Source organism: Curtobacterium sp. MCLR17_036, from assembly GCF_003234445.2.
GTDB lineage: Bacteria > Actinomycetota > Actinomycetes > Actinomycetales > Microbacteriaceae > Curtobacterium.
In genome coordinates this window covers 1,403,457-1,423,360 of the sequence record NZ_CP126269.1, presented here as the reverse complement: position 1 = coordinate 1,423,360, position 19,904 = coordinate 1,403,457, and the positions used below count along the sequence as shown (strand labels likewise).

Annotated in this window: 21 protein-coding genes; 13 read left to right on the top strand and 8 right to left on the bottom strand. The window is 72.6% G+C overall.

Annotated features, from left to right (window positions below):
• The first annotated feature begins 21 nt into the window (after positions 1–21).
• The 4 genes from DEI99_RS06745 to DEI99_RS06730 all read left to right on the top strand — a co-directional run bounded on the left by DEI99_RS06745 (position 22) and on the right by DEI99_RS06730 (position 6,044).
• Positions 22–3,591, top strand: a complete 3,570-nt coding sequence (locus tag DEI99_RS06745) for a DEAD/DEAH box helicase (protein ID WP_146247137.1) — start codon at positions 22–24, stop codon at positions 3,589–3,591.
• Positions 3,592–3,645: 54 nt separating this feature from the next.
• On the top strand, positions 3,646–4,437 hold the full coding sequence (locus DEI99_RS06740) for an HNH endonuclease family protein (RefSeq protein ID WP_111042120.1): 792 nt from the start codon (positions 3,646–3,648) through the stop codon (positions 4,435–4,437).
• A 135-nt stretch (positions 4,438–4,572) separates the two neighbouring features.
• On the top strand, positions 4,573–5,361 hold the full coding sequence (locus DEI99_RS06735) for an SDR family oxidoreductase (protein WP_071254399.1): 789 nt from the start codon (positions 4,573–4,575) through the stop codon (positions 5,359–5,361).
• A 32-nt stretch (positions 5,362–5,393) separates the two neighbouring features.
• Positions 5,394–6,044, top strand: a complete 651-nt coding sequence (locus tag DEI99_RS06730) for a GOLPH3/VPS74 family protein (protein WP_111042121.1) — start codon at positions 5,394–5,396, stop codon at positions 6,042–6,044.
• Between the two features lie 333 nt (positions 6,045–6,377).
• Here the strand turns inward: DEI99_RS06730 and DEI99_RS06725 are convergent, their stop codons facing one another.
• The 6 genes from DEI99_RS06725 to DEI99_RS06700 form a co-directional block, all read right to left on the bottom strand.
• Positions 6,378–6,533 (bottom strand): hypothetical protein, encoded by a 156-nt coding sequence (locus tag DEI99_RS06725; RefSeq protein ID WP_181434477.1) that lies wholly within the window; start codon positions 6,531–6,533, stop codon positions 6,378–6,380.
• A gap of 147 nt (positions 6,534–6,680) precedes the next feature.
• On the bottom strand, positions 6,681–7,055 hold the full coding sequence (locus DEI99_RS06720; protein WP_111042123.1) for a PH domain-containing protein: 375 nt from the start codon (positions 7,053–7,055) through the stop codon (positions 6,681–6,683).
• 67 nt (positions 7,056–7,122) lie between these two features.
• Positions 7,123–7,935 carry a nuclease-related domain-containing protein gene (locus DEI99_RS06715; RefSeq protein ID WP_111042124.1) on the bottom strand — a complete coding sequence of 271 codons (813 nt, stop codon included), beginning with the start codon at positions 7,933–7,935 and terminating at the stop codon, positions 7,123–7,125.
• A 130-nt stretch (positions 7,936–8,065) separates the two neighbouring features.
• Positions 8,066–8,359 carry a hypothetical protein gene (locus DEI99_RS06710; RefSeq protein WP_111042125.1) on the bottom strand — a complete coding sequence of 98 codons (294 nt, stop codon included), beginning with the start codon at positions 8,357–8,359 and terminating at the stop codon, positions 8,066–8,068.
• Between the two features lie 212 nt (positions 8,360–8,571).
• On the bottom strand, positions 8,572–8,997 hold the full coding sequence (locus tag DEI99_RS06705; RefSeq protein ID WP_146247138.1) for a hypothetical protein: 426 nt from the start codon (positions 8,995–8,997) through the stop codon (positions 8,572–8,574).
• 51 nt (positions 8,998–9,048) lie between these two features.
• Positions 9,049–12,528: a TM0106 family RecB-like putative nuclease gene (locus DEI99_RS06700; protein WP_111042127.1), complete on the bottom strand. Its 3,480-nt coding sequence runs from the start codon at positions 12,526–12,528 to the stop codon at positions 9,049–9,051.
• A gap of 485 nt (positions 12,529–13,013) precedes the next feature.
• On the opposite strand from DEI99_RS06700, the gene DEI99_RS06695 reads away from it, so the two are divergent.
• The 4 genes from DEI99_RS06695 to DEI99_RS06680 are packed head-to-tail and all read left to right on the top strand — an operon-like array spanning position 13,014 to position 15,827.
• A complete protein-coding gene (locus DEI99_RS06695; protein WP_181434478.1) occupies positions 13,014–13,187 on the top strand; it encodes a hypothetical protein in 174 nt (57 codons plus the stop codon).
• Between the two features lie 59 nt (positions 13,188–13,246).
• Positions 13,247–13,522, top strand: coding sequence for a hypothetical protein (locus DEI99_RS06690; RefSeq protein WP_111042129.1), 276 nt, complete (start codon positions 13,247–13,249; stop codon positions 13,520–13,522).
• Positions 13,519–15,324 carry an alpha/beta hydrolase gene (locus tag DEI99_RS06685; RefSeq protein WP_111042130.1) on the top strand — a complete coding sequence of 602 codons (1,806 nt, stop codon included), beginning with the start codon at positions 13,519–13,521 and terminating at the stop codon, positions 15,322–15,324. The genes DEI99_RS06690 and DEI99_RS06685 overlap by 4 nt, the downstream gene beginning before the upstream one ends.
• A 23-nt stretch (positions 15,325–15,347) precedes the next feature.
• Positions 15,348–15,827: a hypothetical protein gene (locus DEI99_RS06680; RefSeq protein WP_146247139.1), complete on the top strand. Its 480-nt coding sequence runs from the start codon at positions 15,348–15,350 to the stop codon at positions 15,825–15,827.
• 4 nt (positions 15,828–15,831) lie between these two features.
• On the opposite strand, the gene DEI99_RS06675 is transcribed toward DEI99_RS06680, so the two are convergent.
• Positions 15,832–16,053 carry a DUF1653 domain-containing protein gene (locus DEI99_RS06675; RefSeq protein ID WP_258369456.1) on the bottom strand — a complete coding sequence of 74 codons (222 nt, stop codon included), beginning with the start codon at positions 16,051–16,053 and terminating at the stop codon, positions 15,832–15,834.
• A 23-nt stretch (positions 16,054–16,076) separates the two neighbouring features.
• On the opposite strand from DEI99_RS06675, the gene DEI99_RS06670 reads away from it, so the two are divergent.
• The gene (locus tag DEI99_RS06670; protein WP_111042132.1) at positions 16,077–16,643 is read left to right on the top strand and encodes a hypothetical protein; all 567 of its coding nucleotides are present in this window, start codon (positions 16,077–16,079) and stop codon (positions 16,641–16,643) included.
• A gap of 3 nt (positions 16,644–16,646) precedes the next feature.
• Complete coding sequence (locus DEI99_RS06665; RefSeq protein WP_111042133.1) at positions 16,647–17,243, top strand: hypothetical protein; 597 nt, start codon at positions 16,647–16,649, stop codon at positions 17,241–17,243.
• Positions 17,244–17,412: 169 nt separating this feature from the next.
• Here the strand turns inward: DEI99_RS06665 and DEI99_RS06660 are convergent, their stop codons facing one another.
• Positions 17,413–18,369: an ADP-ribosylglycohydrolase family protein gene (locus DEI99_RS06660; RefSeq protein ID WP_111042134.1), complete on the bottom strand. Its 957-nt coding sequence runs from the start codon at positions 18,367–18,369 to the stop codon at positions 17,413–17,415.
• Positions 18,370–18,457: 88 nt separating this feature from the next.
• Here DEI99_RS06660 and DEI99_RS06655 point away from each other — a divergent pair, with 88 nt between their 5' ends.
• The 3 genes from DEI99_RS06655 to DEI99_RS06645 all read left to right on the top strand — a co-directional run bounded on the left by DEI99_RS06655 (position 18,458) and on the right by DEI99_RS06645 (position 19,843).
• Positions 18,458–19,108, top strand: a complete 651-nt coding sequence (locus tag DEI99_RS06655; RefSeq protein WP_111042135.1) for an NUDIX hydrolase — start codon at positions 18,458–18,460, stop codon at positions 19,106–19,108.
• A 111-nt stretch (positions 19,109–19,219) separates the two neighbouring features.
• Positions 19,220–19,687 (top strand): very short patch repair endonuclease, encoded by a 468-nt coding sequence (locus DEI99_RS06650; protein WP_111042144.1) that lies wholly within the window; start codon positions 19,220–19,222, stop codon positions 19,685–19,687.
• Between the two features lie 21 nt (positions 19,688–19,708).
• Positions 19,709–19,843, top strand: coding sequence for a hypothetical protein (locus DEI99_RS06645; protein ID WP_258369457.1), 135 nt, complete (start codon positions 19,709–19,711; stop codon positions 19,841–19,843).
• Positions 19,844–19,904: the final 61 nt, after the last annotated feature.

The following is a 19,904-nucleotide window of genomic DNA, read 5'->3' as shown; positions in this document are numbered from 1 at the left end:
GGCAGCTGGCACGATGGTGCCGTGCCAGCAGCCCCGATGATCGACGCCGTCGACGTCATCCGCTTCGTCGGGCCGCAGACCTTCGGTCGCGCCCGCGACGTCGTCCGCGCCGGTCTCGTCGACGACGCCGCCTGGCAGGACGACACCGGCACCGTCACGGCGACGGTCAGCGGCACCGCCGACACCCCCTACGACGTCCGCGTCGACACCACCCCGGCACGCGGCGAGTTCGTCCGCCCGGTGCGCAGCAGCTGCACCTGTCCGCTCGGGGGCGACTGCAAGCACGTCGCGGCCGCGCTGCTCACCATCAACGCGCGTGCCCTCGCCGCGAACGCCGGCCCGCGTCCGGAAGCGCCGGCTCCGCCGCCCTCGGACTGGAGGCACGAGCTCGCCCGCCTCGCCGGCGACGACGAGCGGGCGGTCACCCCGCAGAGCACGCGGATGGGGCTGCAGTTCGAGTTGCGTGACGCGGTCCCCGCGAAGCTCGCCTCGCGGGCCCGGGCCGCAGGTCGTGCCCTGCCGGCACCGTCGCGGAGCTTACGGCTCGGCGTCCGTCCGGTCACCCGCAGCGACGCCGGCAACTGGGTGCGCGGGCAGCTCACCTGGGGCACGCTGCCCTACTCGCAGAACCGGCTCGGCATCGGCGCCGAGCAGCACGCCTGGTTCCTGCAGCTCGCCGCCCTGCACCGCGCCGGGCAGCTCGCCGGGCTGCCGGGTGAGAGTGACTGGCTGCACCTCGACGACTTCCGCAGCCCCCTGCTCTGGCCGCTCCTGCGGCAGGCCGCGGCGCTCGACATCGCGTTCGTCACCGGCAAGCGCGAGGGCGGCGCGGTCCTCGGCACGCAGGCGCAGGTCCTGCTCGACGTCGCCCGGCACGACGGCGCCGTCGTGATCGGCGCGAGCGCGGTCCTCGACGGCCGACCGGTCGTCGCCGGCGCCGCGCGGACGATCGGCGACCACGGCGTCTACGTCTTCCGCGACGGCCCCGAGTCCACGGTCGCGTTCGCCCCGACACCGGCACCCGTGCCCGACGACCAGCGCCGCATGCTCGTCGAGGGCACCCGCATCACGGTGCCGGATGCCGAGGTCGACGAGTTCCTGGCGGACTGGTCGCCGCGGCTCCGCGGCGCGCTCGGCCTGGTCAGCTCCGACGGCTCGATCGAACTGCCGGAGCGCACGCCGCCCGAGCTCGTGCTCACCGCGACGTTCGAGCCGGCCCGGGCGCCGCGGACCGACGACCGCGTACACCTGCACTGGCGCTGGCACGTCGACGGCCGGAAGGACCCGGTGTCCCTGCACGGGCCCCTCCCCGACCTGTCCCGGCTCCGCGCCGCCGACGACCCGACCGACGTGCCGGACGAGTTCGGGCCGGTGACGGACGAGTCGAGGCCGGTGACCGACGAGTCCGGGCCGGTGACCGACGAGTCCGGGCCGGAGACCGACGAGTCCGGGCCGGAGACCGACGAGTCCGGGCCGGAGACCGACGAGCCCGGGCCGGTGACGGACGAGTCCGGGCCGGCAGACGCGGCGGACGCGGCGGGCGCGACGGGACCGACCACGACACCGGGCCCGGCCACCCTGCGGCCGCCGGCCGACGACGCAGCGCCGGCCGGGCCTCCCGTCCACACCGCCGGACCCGGTGGCGGACTGGACTGGTTCCAGGACGGCACCATCGACGGGGCCGACGTCGCGGTGTTCGCGAACGAGTTCCTGCCCGAGCTGCCGTCGCTCGGCGTCCGCACGGTCGTGCAGGGCGAGCGCGTCGACTACGAGCGGCTGAGCGGGCGCCCGCACATCCGCGTGACGACGATGCCGTCGGACAAGCACGACTGGTTCGACCTCGGCATCATCGTGAGCGTCAACGGCAAGCAGATCCCCTTCACGCCGCTGCTCACCGCGCTCGCGAGCCGGCAGCGCCGCCTCAAGCTCGTCGACAACTCGTACCTGTCGCTCGCCGACCCGGCCTTCGACCGGCTGAAGGAGCTCATCGACGAGGCCCGCGACCTCGACGAGTGGGAGCCCGACCAGCCGATGACGGTCACCCCGCTGCAGGCCGGCCTCTGGTCGGAATTCGACCTGCTCGCCGACGAGACCGCGCACGACGAACGCTGGCGGACGATCGTCGCGGGGTTGTCCGGCGCGACTCCCCCGGGTGACGTCCCGGTGCCGGACACCGTGCACGCCGACCTGCGGCCCTACCAGCACGCCGGGTACGCCTGGTTGTCGTTCCTGGTGTCGCACGGCATCGGCGGCGTGCTCGCCGACGACATGGGCCTCGGCAAGACGCTGCAGGTGCTCACGATGATCGCCGACCGCCGCCGGGCCGAACCCGACGCCCCGCCGTTCCTCGTCGTGGCGCCGACCTCGGTCGTCGGCAACTGGGCGGCCGAGGCGGCGACCTTCACCCCGTCGCTGCGCGTCGCGACGGTGACCTCGACGTCGCTGAAGGACCCGGGGCTCGTCGCCCGGACCGCGGCGCAGGCCGACGTCGTCGTGACGTCGTACGCGCTGCTCCGCCTCGACGCCCCCGCCTGGACCGACCTGCCGTGGTCGGCCCTCGTCCTCGACGAGGCGCAGTTCGTGAAGAACCCCGCATCCCAGACCCACCGGGTGGCCGCGGAGCTCCGGGCGCCCGTGAAGTTCGCGATCACCGGCACCCCGCTCGAGAACGGGCTCACCGACCTGTGGGCGCTGTTCCACATCGTCGCCCCCGGGCTGCTGTCCACGTGGACGCGCTTCGGCGACGACTTCGTGAAGCCCCTGGCCTCGCCCGACCTGCGCGGCGAGGCGCGGCAGGAACTCACCGCCCGACTGCGGCGCCGGATCCGTCCGCTCATGCTCCGCCGCACGAAGCAGGCCGTCGCCGCCGACCTGCCGCCGAAGCAGGAGCAGGTCGTCCGGGTCACGCTCGACCCCGCGCACCGGGCGCTCTACGAACGGACGCTCAACCGGGAGCGCCTGAAGGTGCTCGACCTCATCGACGACCTGGCGAAGAACCGGATGATCGTGTTCCGGTCACTGACCCTGCTGCGGATGCTCGCCCTGTCCCCCGCGCTCGTCGGCACCGAGTCCGACGAGCCGATCCCGTCCGCCAAGCTCGACCTGCTGCTCGACGAACTCGAACAGCTCGCTGCCGAAGGGCGACGCGCCCTGGTGTTCAGCCAGTTCACCTCGTTCCTGCGGATGGTGTCCGACGCCCTCGACGCCCGCGGGATCGGCCACGAGTACCTCGACGGGTCGACCCGGAAGCGCCCGGAGGTCATCGAGCGATTCCGGCAGGGCACCGCCCCGGCGTTCCTCATCTCGCTCAAGGCGGGCGGCTTCGGCCTCACCCTGACCGAGGCGGACACGGTGTTCGTGCTCGACCCGTGGTGGAACCCCGCCGCCGAGTCGCAGGCCGTCGACCGGACGCACCGCATCGGGCAGACCCGCTCGGTGAGCGTCCAGCGGTTCATCGCCGAGGACACCATCGAGGAGAAGGTCCTGGCGCTGGCCGCCCGCAAGGCCGAGCTCTTCGCCACCATGATCGACGACGACGCCCTGTTCGCCGAGGACCTGACCGCCGACGACATCCGCTCGCTGCTCGACTGACGCGCTGCCGTCCCACCGCACCACCGTTCCGCCGCACCACTGGAGTCCACCCGCATGACGTCCCGCCGACGCCGCCGTTCCCGCACCGCCCTCACCTCGTTCCTCGTCGTCCTCGCCCTCGCAGCGGGCGGGTGGGCGCTCGACGCCACCGGCGTCCTCGGGCCGGTCACCGACGCTGCGGACCGGTCCACGGCCGTGGCGACTGCCCCGACGGCGACGGGAACCGGCGTGGCGGAGCCGAGCCGGGCCTCCCGTCCCACCGTCGACGCCGCGACCGGCACCGCGACCGACGCCGAGGTGGCCCGGGCGCGCGCACTGCTCGCGGCGCTGCCGGTCAAGGGCAAGGCCGCCGGCACCGGGTACGACCGCACCGGCGAGTTCGGCTCCGCCTGGCTCGACGTCGACCGCAACGGGTGCGACACCCGGAACGACGTGCTCGCGCGCGACCTCAGCGACATCGTGCGCGACGGCCCCTGCACGGTGCTGACCGGCACGCTCGTGTCGCCGTACACGGGCGCGACGATCGACTTCGTGCGGGGCAACACGACCTCGACGCTCGTGCAGATCGACCACGTCGTCGCGCTCGAGAACGCCTGGCGCACCGGGGCGCAGCAGCTCTCCCAGGACGAACGCGAGGCCCTGGCCAACGACCCGCGGAACCTGTTCGCGGTCGACGGACGGTCGAACGCGCAGAAGGGCTCGGGCGACACCGCGACCTGGCTGCCGGCGGACCGGGCGTTCCGCTGCACGTACGTCGCGCACCAGGTCGAGGTGAAGACGGCGTACCGGCTGTGGGTCGCGCCGGCGGAGCACGACGCGATGGAGCGGGTCCTGCAGCGCTGCTGATCGCGGACGTTGGACGACAGGTGTAGCCTAGGCATCATCGATGCGAACGCATCGTTCGGACTCGCTGCCCCGCGCCGCCGATCCCGCTGCGCGGACCCCGAGCCCTTCACCGTCGAAGACCTCAGGAGGCCACCCATGTCCACTGCTCGTTTCACCGACCGCGTCGTCCTCATCACCGGCGGCGGCTCCGGCCTCGGCCGCGCGACCGCCGTCCGCCTCGCCACCGAGGGCGCGGCGCTGTCGCTCGTCGACGTCTCCGCCGAGGGCCTGGAGGCCACGAAGACCGCCGTGCTCGACGCCGCTCCCGAGGCGCAGGTCCTGACCACCGTCGCCGACGTCTCCGACGAGGCCCAGGTCGACGCCTACGTCACCGCCACCACCGAGCGCTTCGGCCGCATCGACGGCTTCTTCAACAACGCCGGCATCGAGGGCAAGCAGAACCCGACCGAGTCCTTCACCGCGGCCGAGTTCGACAAGGTCGTCTCGATCAACCTCCGCGGTGTGTTCCTCGGCCTCGAGAAGGTCCTCGGCATCATGCGCGAGCAGGGCTCCGGCATGGTCGTCAACACCGCGAGCGTCGGCGGCATCCGCGGCATCGGCAACCAGTCCGGCTACGCCGCCGCCAAGCACGGTGTCGTCGGCCTGACCCGCAACTCCGCCGTCGAGTACGGCCGCTACGGCATCCGCATCAACGCCATCGCCCCCGGCGCCATCTGGACGCCGATGGTCGAGAACTCGATGAAGCAGCTCGACCCGGTGGACCCGCGCAAGGCTGCCGAGGAGTTCATCCAGGTCAACCCGTCGAAGCGCTACGGCGAGGCCCCCGAGATCGCCTCGGTCGTCGCGTTCCTGCTCTCCGACGACGCGTCCTACGTCAACGCGACCGTCGTCCCGATCGACGGTGGACAGTCCGCCGCCTACTGACGGACGACCCGTCCGTGTGACACCATGCCGACATGGCAGCGCAGCTCACCGTCCCCCAGGCGTTCGCACTCCTGCTCCTCCGCTCCGACGGCAGGTTCGGCATGGTGTCACAGGGACTGACCGTCGGCCTGGGCGGCGCGGTGCTCGCGGACCTCGAGATCCGGCGCCTCGTCACCTACGAGCACCCCCGCGTCCTGCCGCACAAGGCGCCCTTCACCGGTGACCCGGTGCTCGACCGCGTCTTCGACGACCTGCTGTCGGCGACGAAGCCGCGGCGGGCAGCAGCCTGGGTCGGACGGTTCGGCACCAAGGCGCTCCGCGAGGGCGTGCTCGACCAGCTCGTGCAGGCCGGCATCCTCGGTCGCCAGGAGCGTCGGGTCCTCGGCCTCTTCCCCTCGGTCGCCTACCCGGAGCGAGACGGCGGCCCCGAGAAGCTCCTGCGGGGAGCGATCGCCGACGTCCTCGGCGGCACCGCGCTGCCGACGCCGTTCACCGCGGCGCTCATCGGGCTCCTCCACGCCACCGGCACGCTCAAGCCGCAGTTCGGCAAGGTCGACCGCCGACTCGTCGCCAGCATCACCGCCGACGACTGGGTCGCCCCGGCGGTGAAGTCGGTGCTGCAGTCGCAGCAGACCGCGGGCGGCATCGCCGGCGCCGGCGCGGTGGCGTCCGCGACGAGCTAGGCGGCCCGAGCACGGCGTCGTTCCGCCCCGCGACCGCAGGACGGGAGGCCCTTGCCCGAGCGGCCGACGGTTCCGGTGCCCGATCCCCGGCCAGAGCGAACCACGACCGGCAGCACCTCCGCGCGGCACGACTGCCCCGCCCGACCGGCGCGCTCGTCCGACCGGCCGCCCCACCCAGTCCTGGGATCGACCCGACCGGGGCCCACCGGGTCGTCCGCACCTCGCGGTGCCCGTGCCAGGTTGCAGTCGGAGGCCCCGCCACCCCTGATGACCGCCGGAGCAGTGACGTCCGCCGCCGGCTGATCGCGCACGTCGCGCACGTCCCGTCGCGCGTCAACCGACCACCGGGGCCACCACCGCCGATGTGCCGAGTGCGACCATCCCCATCACGAGCGTCGTCACCAGCGCCACCGCCCACCCCCGAGGGCTCCGGTGGCGCACCCACCGAGCGGCGGCCACCCCGCCGACGAGCACGACCAGCAGCAGCACCCCCTCTCCGAGGCTCGGCGCCCAGCCCACCCACGGGCGGCACACCCGCGTCGAGGTCTCCCAGTCGCAGCCGTACTGCGAGGCCGCGGTGACCGGATTGCGCTGCTCCGCCCGTGCCGACTGACGACGGCAGCCCGACCACCGCGCTCAGAGAATGTGGTGCGCGATGAGCCGGCCGAGGTACGTGATGTCGAACCGTCCCTTGAACTCGAAGCGGACCTTGCCGAGGCCGCTGAACCACAGCTCGAGCTCCGCGTCGAGGTCAAACGTGCCGGCCGTCTCGACGGAGAAGGCCTGGATCTTGCTGTAGGGCAACGAGGTGAAGTCCCGCTTCTTGCCTGTGATCCCCTGGATGTTGCACGCGATGATGCGCTTGTCGGTGAAAACGACGAAGTCGCGCACCGTCTTCGCGGCGACGAGGATCTGCTCGCCGTCGAGGAGCAGACCCGCGATCTGCGGGGCGACCTCGTTCGGGTCGCATTGCGAGAGCTTGAACAGGGAACCGGTGGTGAAGTCGATCACGCCGCGAATGTACCGGCCGGTGTCGCGGTCGTCCAGGTCATGCCCGCCGCAGGACGTACCGCTCGTCTCAGGACAGCGATGACGCTGCCGCCGCGAGCAGCGCGGACAGCGCGAAGATCGCCGCCGGCGGCGCGAGCACCAGCGCCACGAGCGACATGCCGAGCATCTTCCTTCGCCTCGCCCCGGCCTCGCGCACGTCGCGCTCCAGCGATGAGAACCCCTCGACGGTCCACGTCGCGTCGTGGAAGATCGCGGCGTCGGCTCCCCAGGTCTCCGGCTCCTCCGCGACCATCGCGTGGTAGCGGACGGCCTCATCGGAGAAGGCCCGCGGCAGCCCGGTGATCCACCGCACGACGTCACCGCTCCGCAGGACGACCACAGTGGGCCGCTTCCGTCCGAACCGCACCCGCTGCGCGGAGACGACGATCAACGGCTGCACGAGGACGGAAGTTCCAGCCGCCACCGACAGGTTCCGGGTGGCTCGCCGGCCCTCGCTCAGGGCGTTCCGCATGTGGTCTGTCCGTCCTCCGCTCACCCGGAAGTCACTACCGCCGACCCAGACGTCCTTACCGGAGTGGTTCTTCGTGTTGATCGAGAACACGCCGGTCGGACCGATCACCAGGTGATCGATGTCCGTGCCCTTCCGCCCGACCGGTAGCGCGTGCAGGACGGTGAAGGACGGGCCGAGCGCCGCGAGTTCAGCGGCGATGCGACGTTCACCGAGGGCACCCTTGAACCACGACCGCGCTGCGGGAGCGAGGGGATCCGCACCCCAGAACCGTTGCCAGCTCGTCCTGGCGGGATGACCTGCCTGCAGCCGGAGACAGGTCTGCATGACCGAGAGCGCGGCCGGGCGGTCCCGGAGCGTGATCGGGATCATGCCGCTCGATCGGTGCTGCCGGCCATTCGTCGATGCTCGTTCCCCCACCGAGTCAGCGTGTCAGAGCACCACGGAGCGGACGAGCCCGCGTTCGGGTGTCCGACGCCCGTTGCCGGTGCCCCGCACGTCGTCAGGACGTCAACATCCCGAGCACGCTCCAGGTGATCACGAACGCGAGCACCACCGCAGCGGCCGTCCCGAGCGCCACCGCCCAGCCGGGTGGCCTGGTCAGGCGCACCCGCGCGGCGAGCAGCGCGCCGGCGAAGCAGATCCCGACGACCACCACGGCCTCGACGATCGCGGTCTGCGGGCCCGCCGCGTCGTTGCACGCCCGCGTCGGTGCCTGCGTGCGGTACTCGGTGGCGTCGGACGGCTCGTCGTGGTCCGTGACGGTCGTCGGCAGCGGGTTCGGGGCGGTCGCCACCTACGACTCGGCAATGGGCACGGTCCAGGTCGGCTGACGGTTTCGGGGCATGAGGCCCGTGGTTCACGAACCGGAAGCGTCAAGTGCCCAGCACGTCTCAGTCACGCCCCGCGCCGCCGCCGACCGCCGATGGCCGATGGCCGACCGCCGAACACTGACCGCCGAACGCCGGCAGGCCGCCGGCAGATGGTGATCGGCCCTTCCGCGCCCGGTCAGGACGTCAGCGTCCCGAGCACGCTCCAGGTGATCACGAACGCGAGCACCACCGCAGCGGCCGTCCCGAGCGCCACCGCCCAGCCGAGTGGTCGGGTCCGGCGCACCCGCGCGGCGAGCAGCGCGCCGGCGACGCAGATGCTGACGACCACCACGGCCTCGACGATCGCGGTCTGCGGGCCCGCCGCGTCGTTGCACGCCCGCGTCGAGGACTCCCAGCCGCAGCCGTACTGCGATACCGCTCCGACGAGGTAGCTGACGACCACGATGATCCCGCCCAGCAGGGCGGTCAGGACGAAGAGCACGACCGAGACGACGAGGTCGGCTGTGAAGCCACCGCCCGATCGGTGCGGCCCGCGCCGTTCCGGCACAGACGCCGAGGACTGCACCGTGCTCGGATCCGGTCCTGGCACTGCTGCTGACATGGTCGTCCCCCGTTCCCCGGCCCCCTCGGCCGCGCCCAGACTACCGCCCGGTCAGCGCGCGTCGACGAGCTCGATGAACCGCGACAGCAGCGACAGCCCGGCGATCGACGGCGGCAGCCCCGTGGTGAGCGCCGGCGAGTGCACCAGGTACGCCGCCCACTTCGCCCGAGAGACCGCCACGTTCAACCGGTTCGGCATGAGCAGGAAGTCGAGCCCGCGCGGGATGTCCGCCGCGCTCGACGCGCCGAGCGACACCACGGAGACGACCGCCTCGCGGCCCTGGAACAGGTCCACCGTGCCGACCTGGGTCCCGCCGAAGCCGGCGCGGTCGAGCTCCTGCCGGATCAGTGCCCCCTGCGCGTTGTACGGCGCGACGACGATGACGTCCTCGTCGGTGAGCCTCCGGGTCTCGTCGCCGTCGGTCCAGGTCCGGCCGACGACGTCGCCGACGAGCGCGACGACGCGGGCGGCTTCCTCCGGCGAGGACGTCGTGTTCCCCGCGTGCACCACCGGCTCCGGGTGCACCCCGGCATCGATCCCGTCGAGGTGCCGGCCGGACGCCATCGAGGTGAGCTGCCCGTCGTACGACAGCGCCGAGACCGACGCGGTCAGCGCCGGCTCCATGCGGCGGGTGCGGGCGAGGAAGTAGCCGAACTCCGGCGGGAGCACGTGCTGCCCGTCCGCCAGCCAGCCGAGGGCGGACTCGTCGACCGGCTCCGGGTGCGACCCCTGCGACACCTGCGGCAGCTGCTGCGGGTCGCCGAGGAGCAGGAGCCGGGTGGCCGCGATCGACGAGGCGATCGTCGGCGCGAGCGAGAACTGCCCGGCCTCGTCGACGACGAGCAGGTCGAGGGACCGGCGTTCGATCGTCGCCTCGTTCGCGAAGGTCCACGCCGTGCCGCCGACGACACCGCCGGTGCCGGTCGACCCGCACGAGGACAGGAACGCGGCCACCGCCGCCCCGTTCTTCACCGGGGTCCAGGGGGCGGCGTCGAGCTCGTCCTCGCTCGCCCCGGCCTTCGGCACCTTCACCACCCGGTCGGCCGGCACGCCGGCGGCGACGACCGCGGCCAGGAAGTTCTCCGAGGTGGCGTGCGACTGCCCGACGACCCCGACGCGCCAGCCGTGCTCCCGCACCAGGCGGGCGACGACGTTCGACCCGACGTAGGTCTTGCCCGTGCCGGGAGGACCCTGGATCGCCAGGTACGAGCGGTCGAGTCCGAGCACGGTCGCGACGACGGCCGACACCGTGTCGTCGCCCTGCACGGGCACGATCGCGCCGCGCGGCGGGACCCGACGGAGCAGGTCGAGCGCGGGGTCGGGCAGCATCGACGGCAGCGCGTCGAGGACCTCCTGCCCCCACTCGGCGATCGCCTCGGGCTGCGGCTTCGCCCGGGGTGGGGCGGACGGGGCGAGCGCGACCGGGAAGTCCTCGTGGGTCGGAGCGCCGACCGGCAGGTTCTCCTTCACGAGCACCTCGACGGCGTCGCCGTCGTCCTGCACGTCCAGCAGGACCGCCCGGGCCGACGCGCCCTTCGACCCGGGGCCCGGAGCGGCGACCGACGGCGGGAGCGGGTCGTCGTAGACGAGGTGGGGCGTGCCTCCCGACCGGAGCCGCGAGCCGGGCGCGAGCGTCCCCGACAACCGGATCTCGCGCGACTGCGACCGGGCACGCGGCAGCGTGCCCCAGTCGCGCTCGACCGACGCGCGCTCGACGACGAGCACGTCACGCGTGTCGGCCCAGTCGTCGACGGGGTTGCGCAGGCGGTCGAAGTGGTCCTGCCAGAAGGTCTTCGCCTCGCGGCGGTGGTAGTCGATCGCTGCCGCGGCGAGCGCCAGCGCGGTCTGGTCGGGCGTGCGGTCGAGCGCGTCGACGTCGGCGAGCTCCGCCGCGAGCGCCGTGTACACGGGGTTCGGCTCGCGCTCGACGGGGATCGGCGGCAGCAGCTCGTCCGCCGGCGGCGCAGCGGGCGGCTCCGTGCGCAGCGAGAGCAGCCAGTCCCGCAGCCGCAGCGTCGAGCGGCAGTCGTACGCGTTGTAGTCGGCGACCTGGTCGAGCATGCGCTGGCCCGCGGCGGCGTCGCCGGTGCGGAGTTCCTCGATCGCGTCGACGTACGCGGTGATGCTGTCCGCCGCGTTTGTCACGTCGCTGAGCCGCAGGTCCGACCCCATGTAGAGCGGCTCGAGCTTCTTGATCGAGTAGCTGCGGCTGCCGACGACCAGGGCCTTGCGGACGACCGGGTACAGGTCCACCAGCACCCCCGCGCGGAGCAGGTCGTCGACGGCTTCTTCCCCCACGCCGTGGCGGGCGGCGAGGGACAGCAGGTGCGTCCGCTCGTACGCCGCGTAGTGGTAGACGTGCATGCCGGGGTACTGCTCGCGGCGGGCCTCGACGAACGCGAGGAAGTCGACCAGCGCCTGCCGCTCGTCGCGGATGGTGTGCGCCCAGAAGGCGGTGAACACCGCCTGGTCGTCGACGAGTCCGAACAGGTAGTCGAGACCCCAGTGCACGCCGTCCTCGGTGTGCAGCGGGTCGCCCTCGAAGTCGAAGAACACGTCGCCCGCGTCCGGCGCCGGGATCGCGTCGAGCGCGCGCGGGTCCAGGACCTCGAAGCGCGGGACGGCGGCGGCGCCAGTCCGACGCGCGTCGCGCGTCGCGTCCTCGCTGTCGACCTGGAGGCGCGCCTGACGCACCAGCCTGTCCTGCGTTCCGTGGGACAGACCGGGCACGGCCGTGGTGCGGTCCGCCAGGTCGTCGATCGTCCGCACCCCCTGCCGGATGAGCTTCGTGCGCTGGTCGAGTCGCATGCCGGCGACGAGCACGAGGTCGCGGTGCTCGGCCACCTGGGTGGTGCACACCGAGCAGCGGCCGCAGCTCGCGTACCGCGGGTCGCCCCACTGCAGCGGCTCCGACGCCGCGGTGCGCTCGGCGATCACCCGCTCGAGCTCGGCGCGCTGCGTCCGGTACACCGGGGCGATGTCGGCGAGCTCGTGCGTGGTCGTCGTCCGGTCCCCGAGCACGAGGTGGACCTGCTGCCCGGTGGGGATGCCGTGCGCCTGCATCTGCTCGGCGTAGGCGGCGAGCTGCAGCAGCGCGCTGATCTTCGCGTGCCGCGCGAGCTTCGTGTCGTAGACCTCGTACTCGCCGTGCTCGTTCCGGACGATGAAGTCGGCGAAGCCGATGAACCCCGGTCGCTCCGGAGTCGGCGCTTCGTGGAACGTCGGCTGGTAGAGCACGTCGGCGCCGTCGCGGAAGGCCTGTCGCGCCTCGGCCGCGGCGCGGGCGTAGTCGGGCGGTGCGGGCCGCTCGAACTCGACGACCTGCCGGGTCTCGCGCAGGACGTCGAGGTGGTCGAGCTCGTGCTGGTCCCCGAGCCGGGCCGTGCGCTCGAGCATGTCGTCGTGCTCGTCGGGCAGGGGCTCCCCGCGGCCGAGCTTGACGTCGAGGCGGCGCAGGAACGCCCACTCGCAGGCCGACCACGTGCTGAGGTCGCTCGGGCTGAGCAGGGCGCCCTCGGTGGTGATCTGCATGCGCTCCCCCTCGTGTTCCGGTGCGGGACGAGCATAGGGGCGGCCGGTGACAGCGCGGTCGGCGTCGGTAGGCTGCCGACGGGGAGGTGGGGCCGGTGATCGGGAGCGTCATCGAGGGAGCGCTCGGTCACCGAGCGCGTGCCCGGCGCGTCGGCATGCCGCTCGTCGCCACCCTCGCGCTGCTCGTTGTGGGTGGGTGCGGACTGAGCGGCTGCGCACGGAACGTTCCCGAGGACCGCTCCACGTCATCGCCCACAGCGACCTCTGCTGCGGCGCGCGCGCAGGGAGACTCCGCACTGCGTCTCGTTCAGGCCGTCCCCGGTCCCGCTTGGCAGCGGGTCGCCGAGCCCCAGTCGTCCCCGTGCACGATCGGCTCGGACGACGGTTCGCTGGTCCTGCAGTGGCACGTCGAGGGGCCGCGTCTCCCCGACGGCGAGGAGTACGTCGCCCGTGTCAGGTCGACGCTGCGCGACGACGGCTGGAAGGTGACGACCCGTTCGACGACGCTCGAGGACTACGGCACCTCGTACCAGGTCGTCGGCTCGAAGGGCCTGGTGTCGGCCGTCGTCGTCGCTGTGAACGACAACCACACCTCGATCGACATGGAGTCCGTCTGCACGGCCGCTACCCAGCACGGTCCGACCGACGACCCTGACTGATCGGGCCCCCAGCCGCTAAGCTGTCGACCGCAACACGGGGGAAGGGGAAGGTGGGGTCCGTGGACAAGATCGTTCTCGACAAGGGTGCAGTCCGTTCCGTCGCGAGCAGCATCGACAAGGACGCAGCTGCACTCGGCTCGATCAGCACCAAGGGCGCGGGTGGGGCGTTCGGGTCCGCTGACGTCGAGGCCGCCTTCGCGACGGCGACCCGCGTGCAGGGCGCGATGATCGACGGCGTCCAGGCGAACACCTCCGCCCTCGCGGAACGAGCACGCGCTGCGATCACCGCCTACGAGGAGTGGGACGCGGCGAACGCAGCGAAGGCGGGCAAGTGACTGCCGATCCGACCGCGGGCAGCCCCGCGGGCATCCGGTCGCTCGCCACCGCGCTGCAGCAGGACGCGACGGCCATCCGTTCGGCGTCGTCCCGGACGAGCGCCGAAGCCGGCTCGGTCTCCGACGCGGACTGGACCGGCGCGGCCAAGGGCTCGTTCGTCTCGACCGCCGGAGACGTCGCAGCGAGCGCCGAGCGGACCGCGACGCACGTGGACAACGCGGTGTCGGCGCTCCTCGCCTACGCGACCCGCGTCGAGCAGATCCAGCGCGACGCCGCGGTCATCGCTGCACAGCAGCAGCACACCGCCGACCAGCTCTCCCTGAACGCGAAGCGCGCCGACAAGCTGGCCGGCTCGGACGACGTCACGGACGCCGTCCAGCTCGGTGCCCTCGCCGGGCAGCAGGCGGTCCTGCAGACCACCAAGGCTGCCCTCGAACGCTCCTGGGACGACCTGGTCTCGCAGCGGAAGGCAGCCGATGCGCAGGCCGTGTCGGCCCTCGGCACCACCGACGTCGTCGGTGTCATCCCGCCCTCGACCGCCGCGGTGAACGCGATGAGCGGTCCTGAACTCCTCGCCTACCTCAAGGGCCTGCACCCCGAGGAGCTCGCCGCCCTCGCCGGCAACACCGCGATCGCCGACAAGCTCGCTGGGCTGGACGACCCGGATGCGGTCGCGAAGTGGTGGTCGGACCTCGGCGGCGAACAGGGCAAGGGCTCCTACGACGACCACTCCGCGGCGCAGGACGCGCTGCTCGCGGCGTTCCCCGCCGCGATGGGGAACCTGAACGGCGTGGCCTACTGGGCGCGCGACACCGCGAACCGCACGGAACTGCAGCGACAGAAGGCGGCCTCCGACAAGCGCCTCGCCGACCTCGAAGCCGCTGTGGCGGACGCCGTCGCGAAGAACCTGCGCCCGTACGACCTCGCGTCGAAGCTCGAGGACGAACGACAGCTCAACAAGCAGCTCGAGAACTTCGCCAGCGCCGCCCGGGGCAGCCAGCTGCCGAACGGGCCGGAGTGGCAGAACGTCCGCGTGCAGGTGGTGTCCTTCACCGCGGGGAAGCCGCCGCTCGGAGCGATCTCGCTGGGCAACCTCGACACCGTCGACAACGTGAGCTACGTCGTGCCCGGCATGGGGACGACGATGGGCGACTCGACGGTCCTGCAACGCGCAGCGCGGAACATCAAGGAAGTGCAGGACGGGATCACCGGCGACCCGTCGGAGACCGCGGTCGTCGCCTGGGTGAACTACGACACCCCGGTCATGGCCACTGTCGACCCGTTCGAGGTCTTGTCGAACAAGAAGGCCGAAGCGGGAGCGGAGCGACTGGTCGACGACCTCAGCGGCTTCCGGGCCAGTCGAGGCGACAGCCCGGTGCTCAACGTGGTCGGACACTCCTACGGCACGACCACTGCGTCGATCGCCCTGTCGGAGGACGCCGACCTGCACGTGCAGAGCTTCGTCAGCCTGGGCTCCGCAGGCATCCCGACGTCGATCCACTCAGCGGACGACATCCACGCGGAGCACGTCTACGCCGGGACCGGCGACGAGGGTGTCGCACCGCTCGGTCGATGGGGTAGCGGCCGGACCGACCCGAGCGACGCGGACTTCGGAGCAGAGCCGCTCGGCACGGGCAGCGACGACGTGAACGTGCCAGGACTCGGATCATCGGGGTCCGAGAAGGGCGTCACCGTGCACGACCCGCTCAAGCACGTCGACGCCGGGGACCCGTACGGTTACCTCGACCGCAAGACGTCGTCCGTGTTCAACACGGGCGTCGCGACCCTGGCTCCGTGGTGATGATGATGCGCAAGAGATCGATCGTGACCGCCGCCCTCCTGACCGCCTGCCTGGCAGGGATGGTCACGGGGTGCGCGGCGGATCCGAAGCAGGAGGACCCCGTGCAGAGCGACCAGGGCAAGCAGCAGGCCGAGCAGGCACTCGCGACCGTGTTCGGGATCGAGGGCTCGACGTGGTCCTCGGCGAGCCGGGAGCAGGAGCCGGCGCACGCCGAGTGCACCATCGACGGCGACCCGCACGCCGGTCGGCAGTACCACTGGAACGCCGCCGGCTCGGCGCCGGCCGACCCGGAGCGCTGGATCGAGACGGTGGTGCAGACGCTCCGCGGGCAGGACCGCACGGTGTCCGTCCGCTCCGCCGACGTCGGGAAGTACGGCACGCTGCACCAGGCGACCGCCGACGACGACGGGCAGCCCCTGGTCGTCGTCACCGCCAACAGCCGGACGACCACCGTCACCGTCGAGTCGGTCTGCGTGGCAGCACCCGACGCCGAGGCCGACTGAGCGCTCAGTCGCCCTCGACCCGCACGAACCGCGGCCCGTCGTACCCGTCGCGCACCACGTGCGCCGTGAAGTCCGTGAGCGACCGCACCCAGTGCCCGTGCTCCCCGTACAGCGCCTGGTACACGACCACCGGCTCCTCGGTCTCGACGTCCCGCGCGACGAGCACGACCTGGTAGTCGTTCCCCTTGAAGTGTCGGTAGCGGCCTGGCGTCACGGTGTCGGTCACGTCCCGATCGTAGGGTGGGCGGCATGGGGGAACCACAGGACATCGCCGCCCGCGCCCGCCGCCGGACCGTCCCGATCGTGATCGTCGCGCTCGTCGTCGGCGCCGTGGTCGGGGTGCTGTTCACGGGCGACGCGTCGGCACTCGAACGGGTCCTGTCCGTCCTCGGCTTCGCTGTCGCCCTCGGCGGGCTGAGCGGCGCCTTCTCACTCCTGCCAGCCTCGTTCCGGCTCGCCCCGTCGATGCAGCGGCCGGTGCGCGACCTCGACGCAGCCGATCGTCGCGCCGTCCAGCGAGCCGTGTACGCCGGCCGGCCGATCGAGCCGTCCGACTCAACCCTCGCGGCCCGAGCTGCCGAGTGGGCCCGCGGCGCCGCGGCCTCGCTGCCGCATGCCCGAGCCCAGTTCCTGCTCCTCTTCGCCGGCATCGGCGGCCCGCAACTGCCGAACGTGATCCGCGACGACGCGTGGAGCGCCGGCTTCAGCCGCGTGTTCGTCACCGCACTCGTCGTGGTCGGCATCGCCGCTGCGATCTCCTCCGGCCGCAACATCCGTGGCACGCGGCGCTACCTCGCCGCCACCGCGGAGCGCTGAACCGTGCGCAGCAGGGTCGGCAGCACGGGAGACCTCGAGGACACCGCACGACGTGCCTGGCGTCGGACCGCCTGGATCGCCGCGGCCGGCGTCGTCGTCGGCGCGATCGTCGGCGTGGCCGTCGGTGGACTCGGATCGGACGCTGACGGCACCACTCGCGTCCTCGCCGTGATCGGGTCAGCGCTGACGGTCGGCGGGCTCGGCGGAGTGGCATCCCTCATCGCCGCGACCCTCGCACTCACGCCGGCCGCGCAGGACCCGGTCCGTGGACTCGACCCGGCCGGACGGCGGACGATCCGCCGCGCCGTGTTCTCCGCCCGACCGATCGAGCCGCCGGACTCCGAGCTCGCACACCGAGCCGTCGACTGGGCACGTGGCACGTCGATCGCGTTGCCGATCGCACTCGGGCAGTTCCTGCTCCTCTACGCGGTCATCGCCGGCACCCAGCTCCCGTCGCTGCTGCACGGCAACGACTGGTACCCCGGCTTCGCGCGGGTGTTCCTCGTCGTGATCCTGGTGGTCGCGGTCGTCATGACCGCCTTCATGCGCCACCGGATCCGCAACGTCCGCCGCTACGTCGCCACCGCCCGGCACGAGTGACGGCTCCGCCTCGCCTGAGGCGATCGAGCGCGCGGGCGTCACACCCGACGTGGCCGCCGGACCGGCCGGGAGGCTCGGCTCACCTCCGCCACGGACAGCCGGTGCCGGAGAGTCCCCCCACAGCACCCTCCGACACCGGCCGCCCCGCCAGCCTGCGGCGTTCGCGCGGTCAGACCGCCGCTGCGCGGACGGCGAGCGCCTGCTCGCTCAGCGCCACCAGGTCGTCCGCGCGGAGGGCCGGCCACCCGTGCAGCAGCTCCCTCCACTCCGTCGGGAGCGCACCCGCCCCGTACACCGCTCCCGCCAGGCCGCCCGCGATCGCCGCGACCGTGTCCGTGTCGTTGCCGGTCCGGACCGCTCGGACCAGGGCGTCCTCAAGGCTCGAGCTCCGCTTGACCGCCGCGTAGGCCGCCTGGAACGCCGACACCACCCAGCCGTTCGAGTCCGTGAAGTCGACCGGCTCCGAGTGCTCCGCCGTCACGATGCGGTCCACCCACACCCGCCGCTTGTCGAGGTCGAGCAGGTCGAGCCCCGCCATGACGTCGAGCTCGCCCGTCAGGACCGCCTTCCGGATCGCCACGCACCACAGCACGCACGCATCCCCCGCGTCCGATTCGTAGTGCGTCAGGTCGCTGATCGCCCGCGCCGCCTCAGCCAGCCGGAGCTCCTCATCGACCGCGCCCGTCAGGTAGCCGAGCACCAGCGGCGCCGTCCGCATGAGCGAGCCGTTCCCGGCCGACTGCCCCTTGTACTCGTGTTCCTGCCGGGCCGCGGCGCGTGCTGCGGAGGCGACCCGTGCCTCCAGACCGGTCAGCACGTTGCGCGTCTGGATGCCGACGTCGGGCGCGGTCCGTGCCCAATCTGCCCAAGCGGCCACCAGGCCGTCGAGGGCGGACCCGCCTGCGGGGTCGCCACCACGGGCGAGGGTGCGGAGGATCGGGACGGCCATGCTCGTGTCGTCCGTCCACTCCCCCGGCGCCCAGCCGAAGGAGCCGCCGCCGGCCATCCGGATCAGGGTCGGTTCCGGCACAGCCGGTCGGAACTCGTAGCCGGCGCCCAGGGCGTCGCCCGCGGCTGAGCCGAGGACGGCACCGATCGCCCGGTCGGTCTGTTCGATGGTCAGCATGGCCGCCTCCTTCGGTTTGCGCAGAATCGCGTAAACCCGAGTCTGCACGCTCCATGCAGTTTGCGCAAGTGTGCGTAAACTTGCCGTCATGGAGAACGAGTACCGCGACGCGAGCGGCAAGCGGCTGGTCGACTACCCGCGGCCCTCGGTCGCCGTCGACACCGCGGTGCTCACCGTGCCACCCGGCGGCCCGATGTCCGTCGTCCAGGTGCGCGACGCCGAAGCCGGCGACTGGCGACTGCCGGGGACCTTCGTGCACGAGGGCGAGCGGCTCGCCGCGGCCGTCCTGCGCTCGCTGTCCGAGAAGGCCGGCGTCGCGGGGCTGGCACCGACGCAGCTGCACGTGTTCGACGAGCCCTCGCGGGACAGCCGCGGGTGGGTGCTGTCGGTGGCGCACCTCGACGTCGTGCCGTTCGCGGCCCTGGCGCCAGGACTCGACCGCGCCGGCGCGCGCCTCGTGCCCGTCGACGCCGCCACCGGGATGGTCCACGGGCACGACGACATCCTGGCGTTCGCCGTCGCACGGTTGCGGGCGACCTACGCGGGCGCGCCGGACCCGCACGGACTGCTCGCGCAACCGTTCACGATGTCCGAGCTGCGGGCCGTGCACGAGGCCGTGCTCGGCGAACGGCTGCTGCCGGACTCGTTCCGCAGGGCGATGGTGCCGATGCTCGTCGACACCGGGGAGCGCGCCGCCTCGGGGCCGGGGAAGCCGGCGGCGCGGTACCGGCGGGCGTGACCGCAGGCGCTCGTTCGCGCGTGTTCCTCCACACTCGGACGGGCCCGGCGTTCCTCCCCCGACATGCAGGGCGGACCTGCCCGGACGCAGCACCTGCGCGACCATCGCTGGATGGAACGGTGGGAAGCCGATGACGCGCGACGCCGGCACATGGCCCGGTTCGGCAGGCGCGACACGGCGCCCGAACTCGCGCTCCGCCGCGAGCTCCACCGGCACGGACGGCGGTTCTTCGTCGACAGCGCGGTGAGCCGCCGATGCCGGGTGCGTCCGGACCTCGTCTTCCCACGGGCCCGGGTCGCGGTCTTCGTGGACGGCTGCTTTTGGCATTACTGCGACGAGCACGCACAGCTGCCGAAGGCCAACGCCGAGCTGTGGCGGACGAAGCTGCTCGGCAACCGCCGACGGGACCTGCGGAACGAGGCGGTCCTTGTCTCCGAGGGGTGGCGGGTGCTGCGCTTCTGGGAGCACGAGGACGCGGCTGGTGCTGCGGATCGGGTCGAGGCGGAGCTCGATCGGTGGGGTGCGATAGCCGGTTCGGCATCAGCGGGTCGGGATGCTCCGAGCGCCTCCGTTCGGTGAGAGCCAGAGCAGTTGGTCGAGATGAGCACTGCGGAGGCGACCGATGCGGCCACCCGGGTCGAGCTTCTGCAGCGTTCCAGTCCGGCTCAGCCCCTCGGCTCCTTCGTCTCGCCGATCACCGATGTGATCGCGGCGAAGGCCTCGAGCATCCCCTGATGTGACGACTGCGACGTCACCGCCCCGCGGTGTCAGTCATCGCGACGACGCTCAGCGGCGA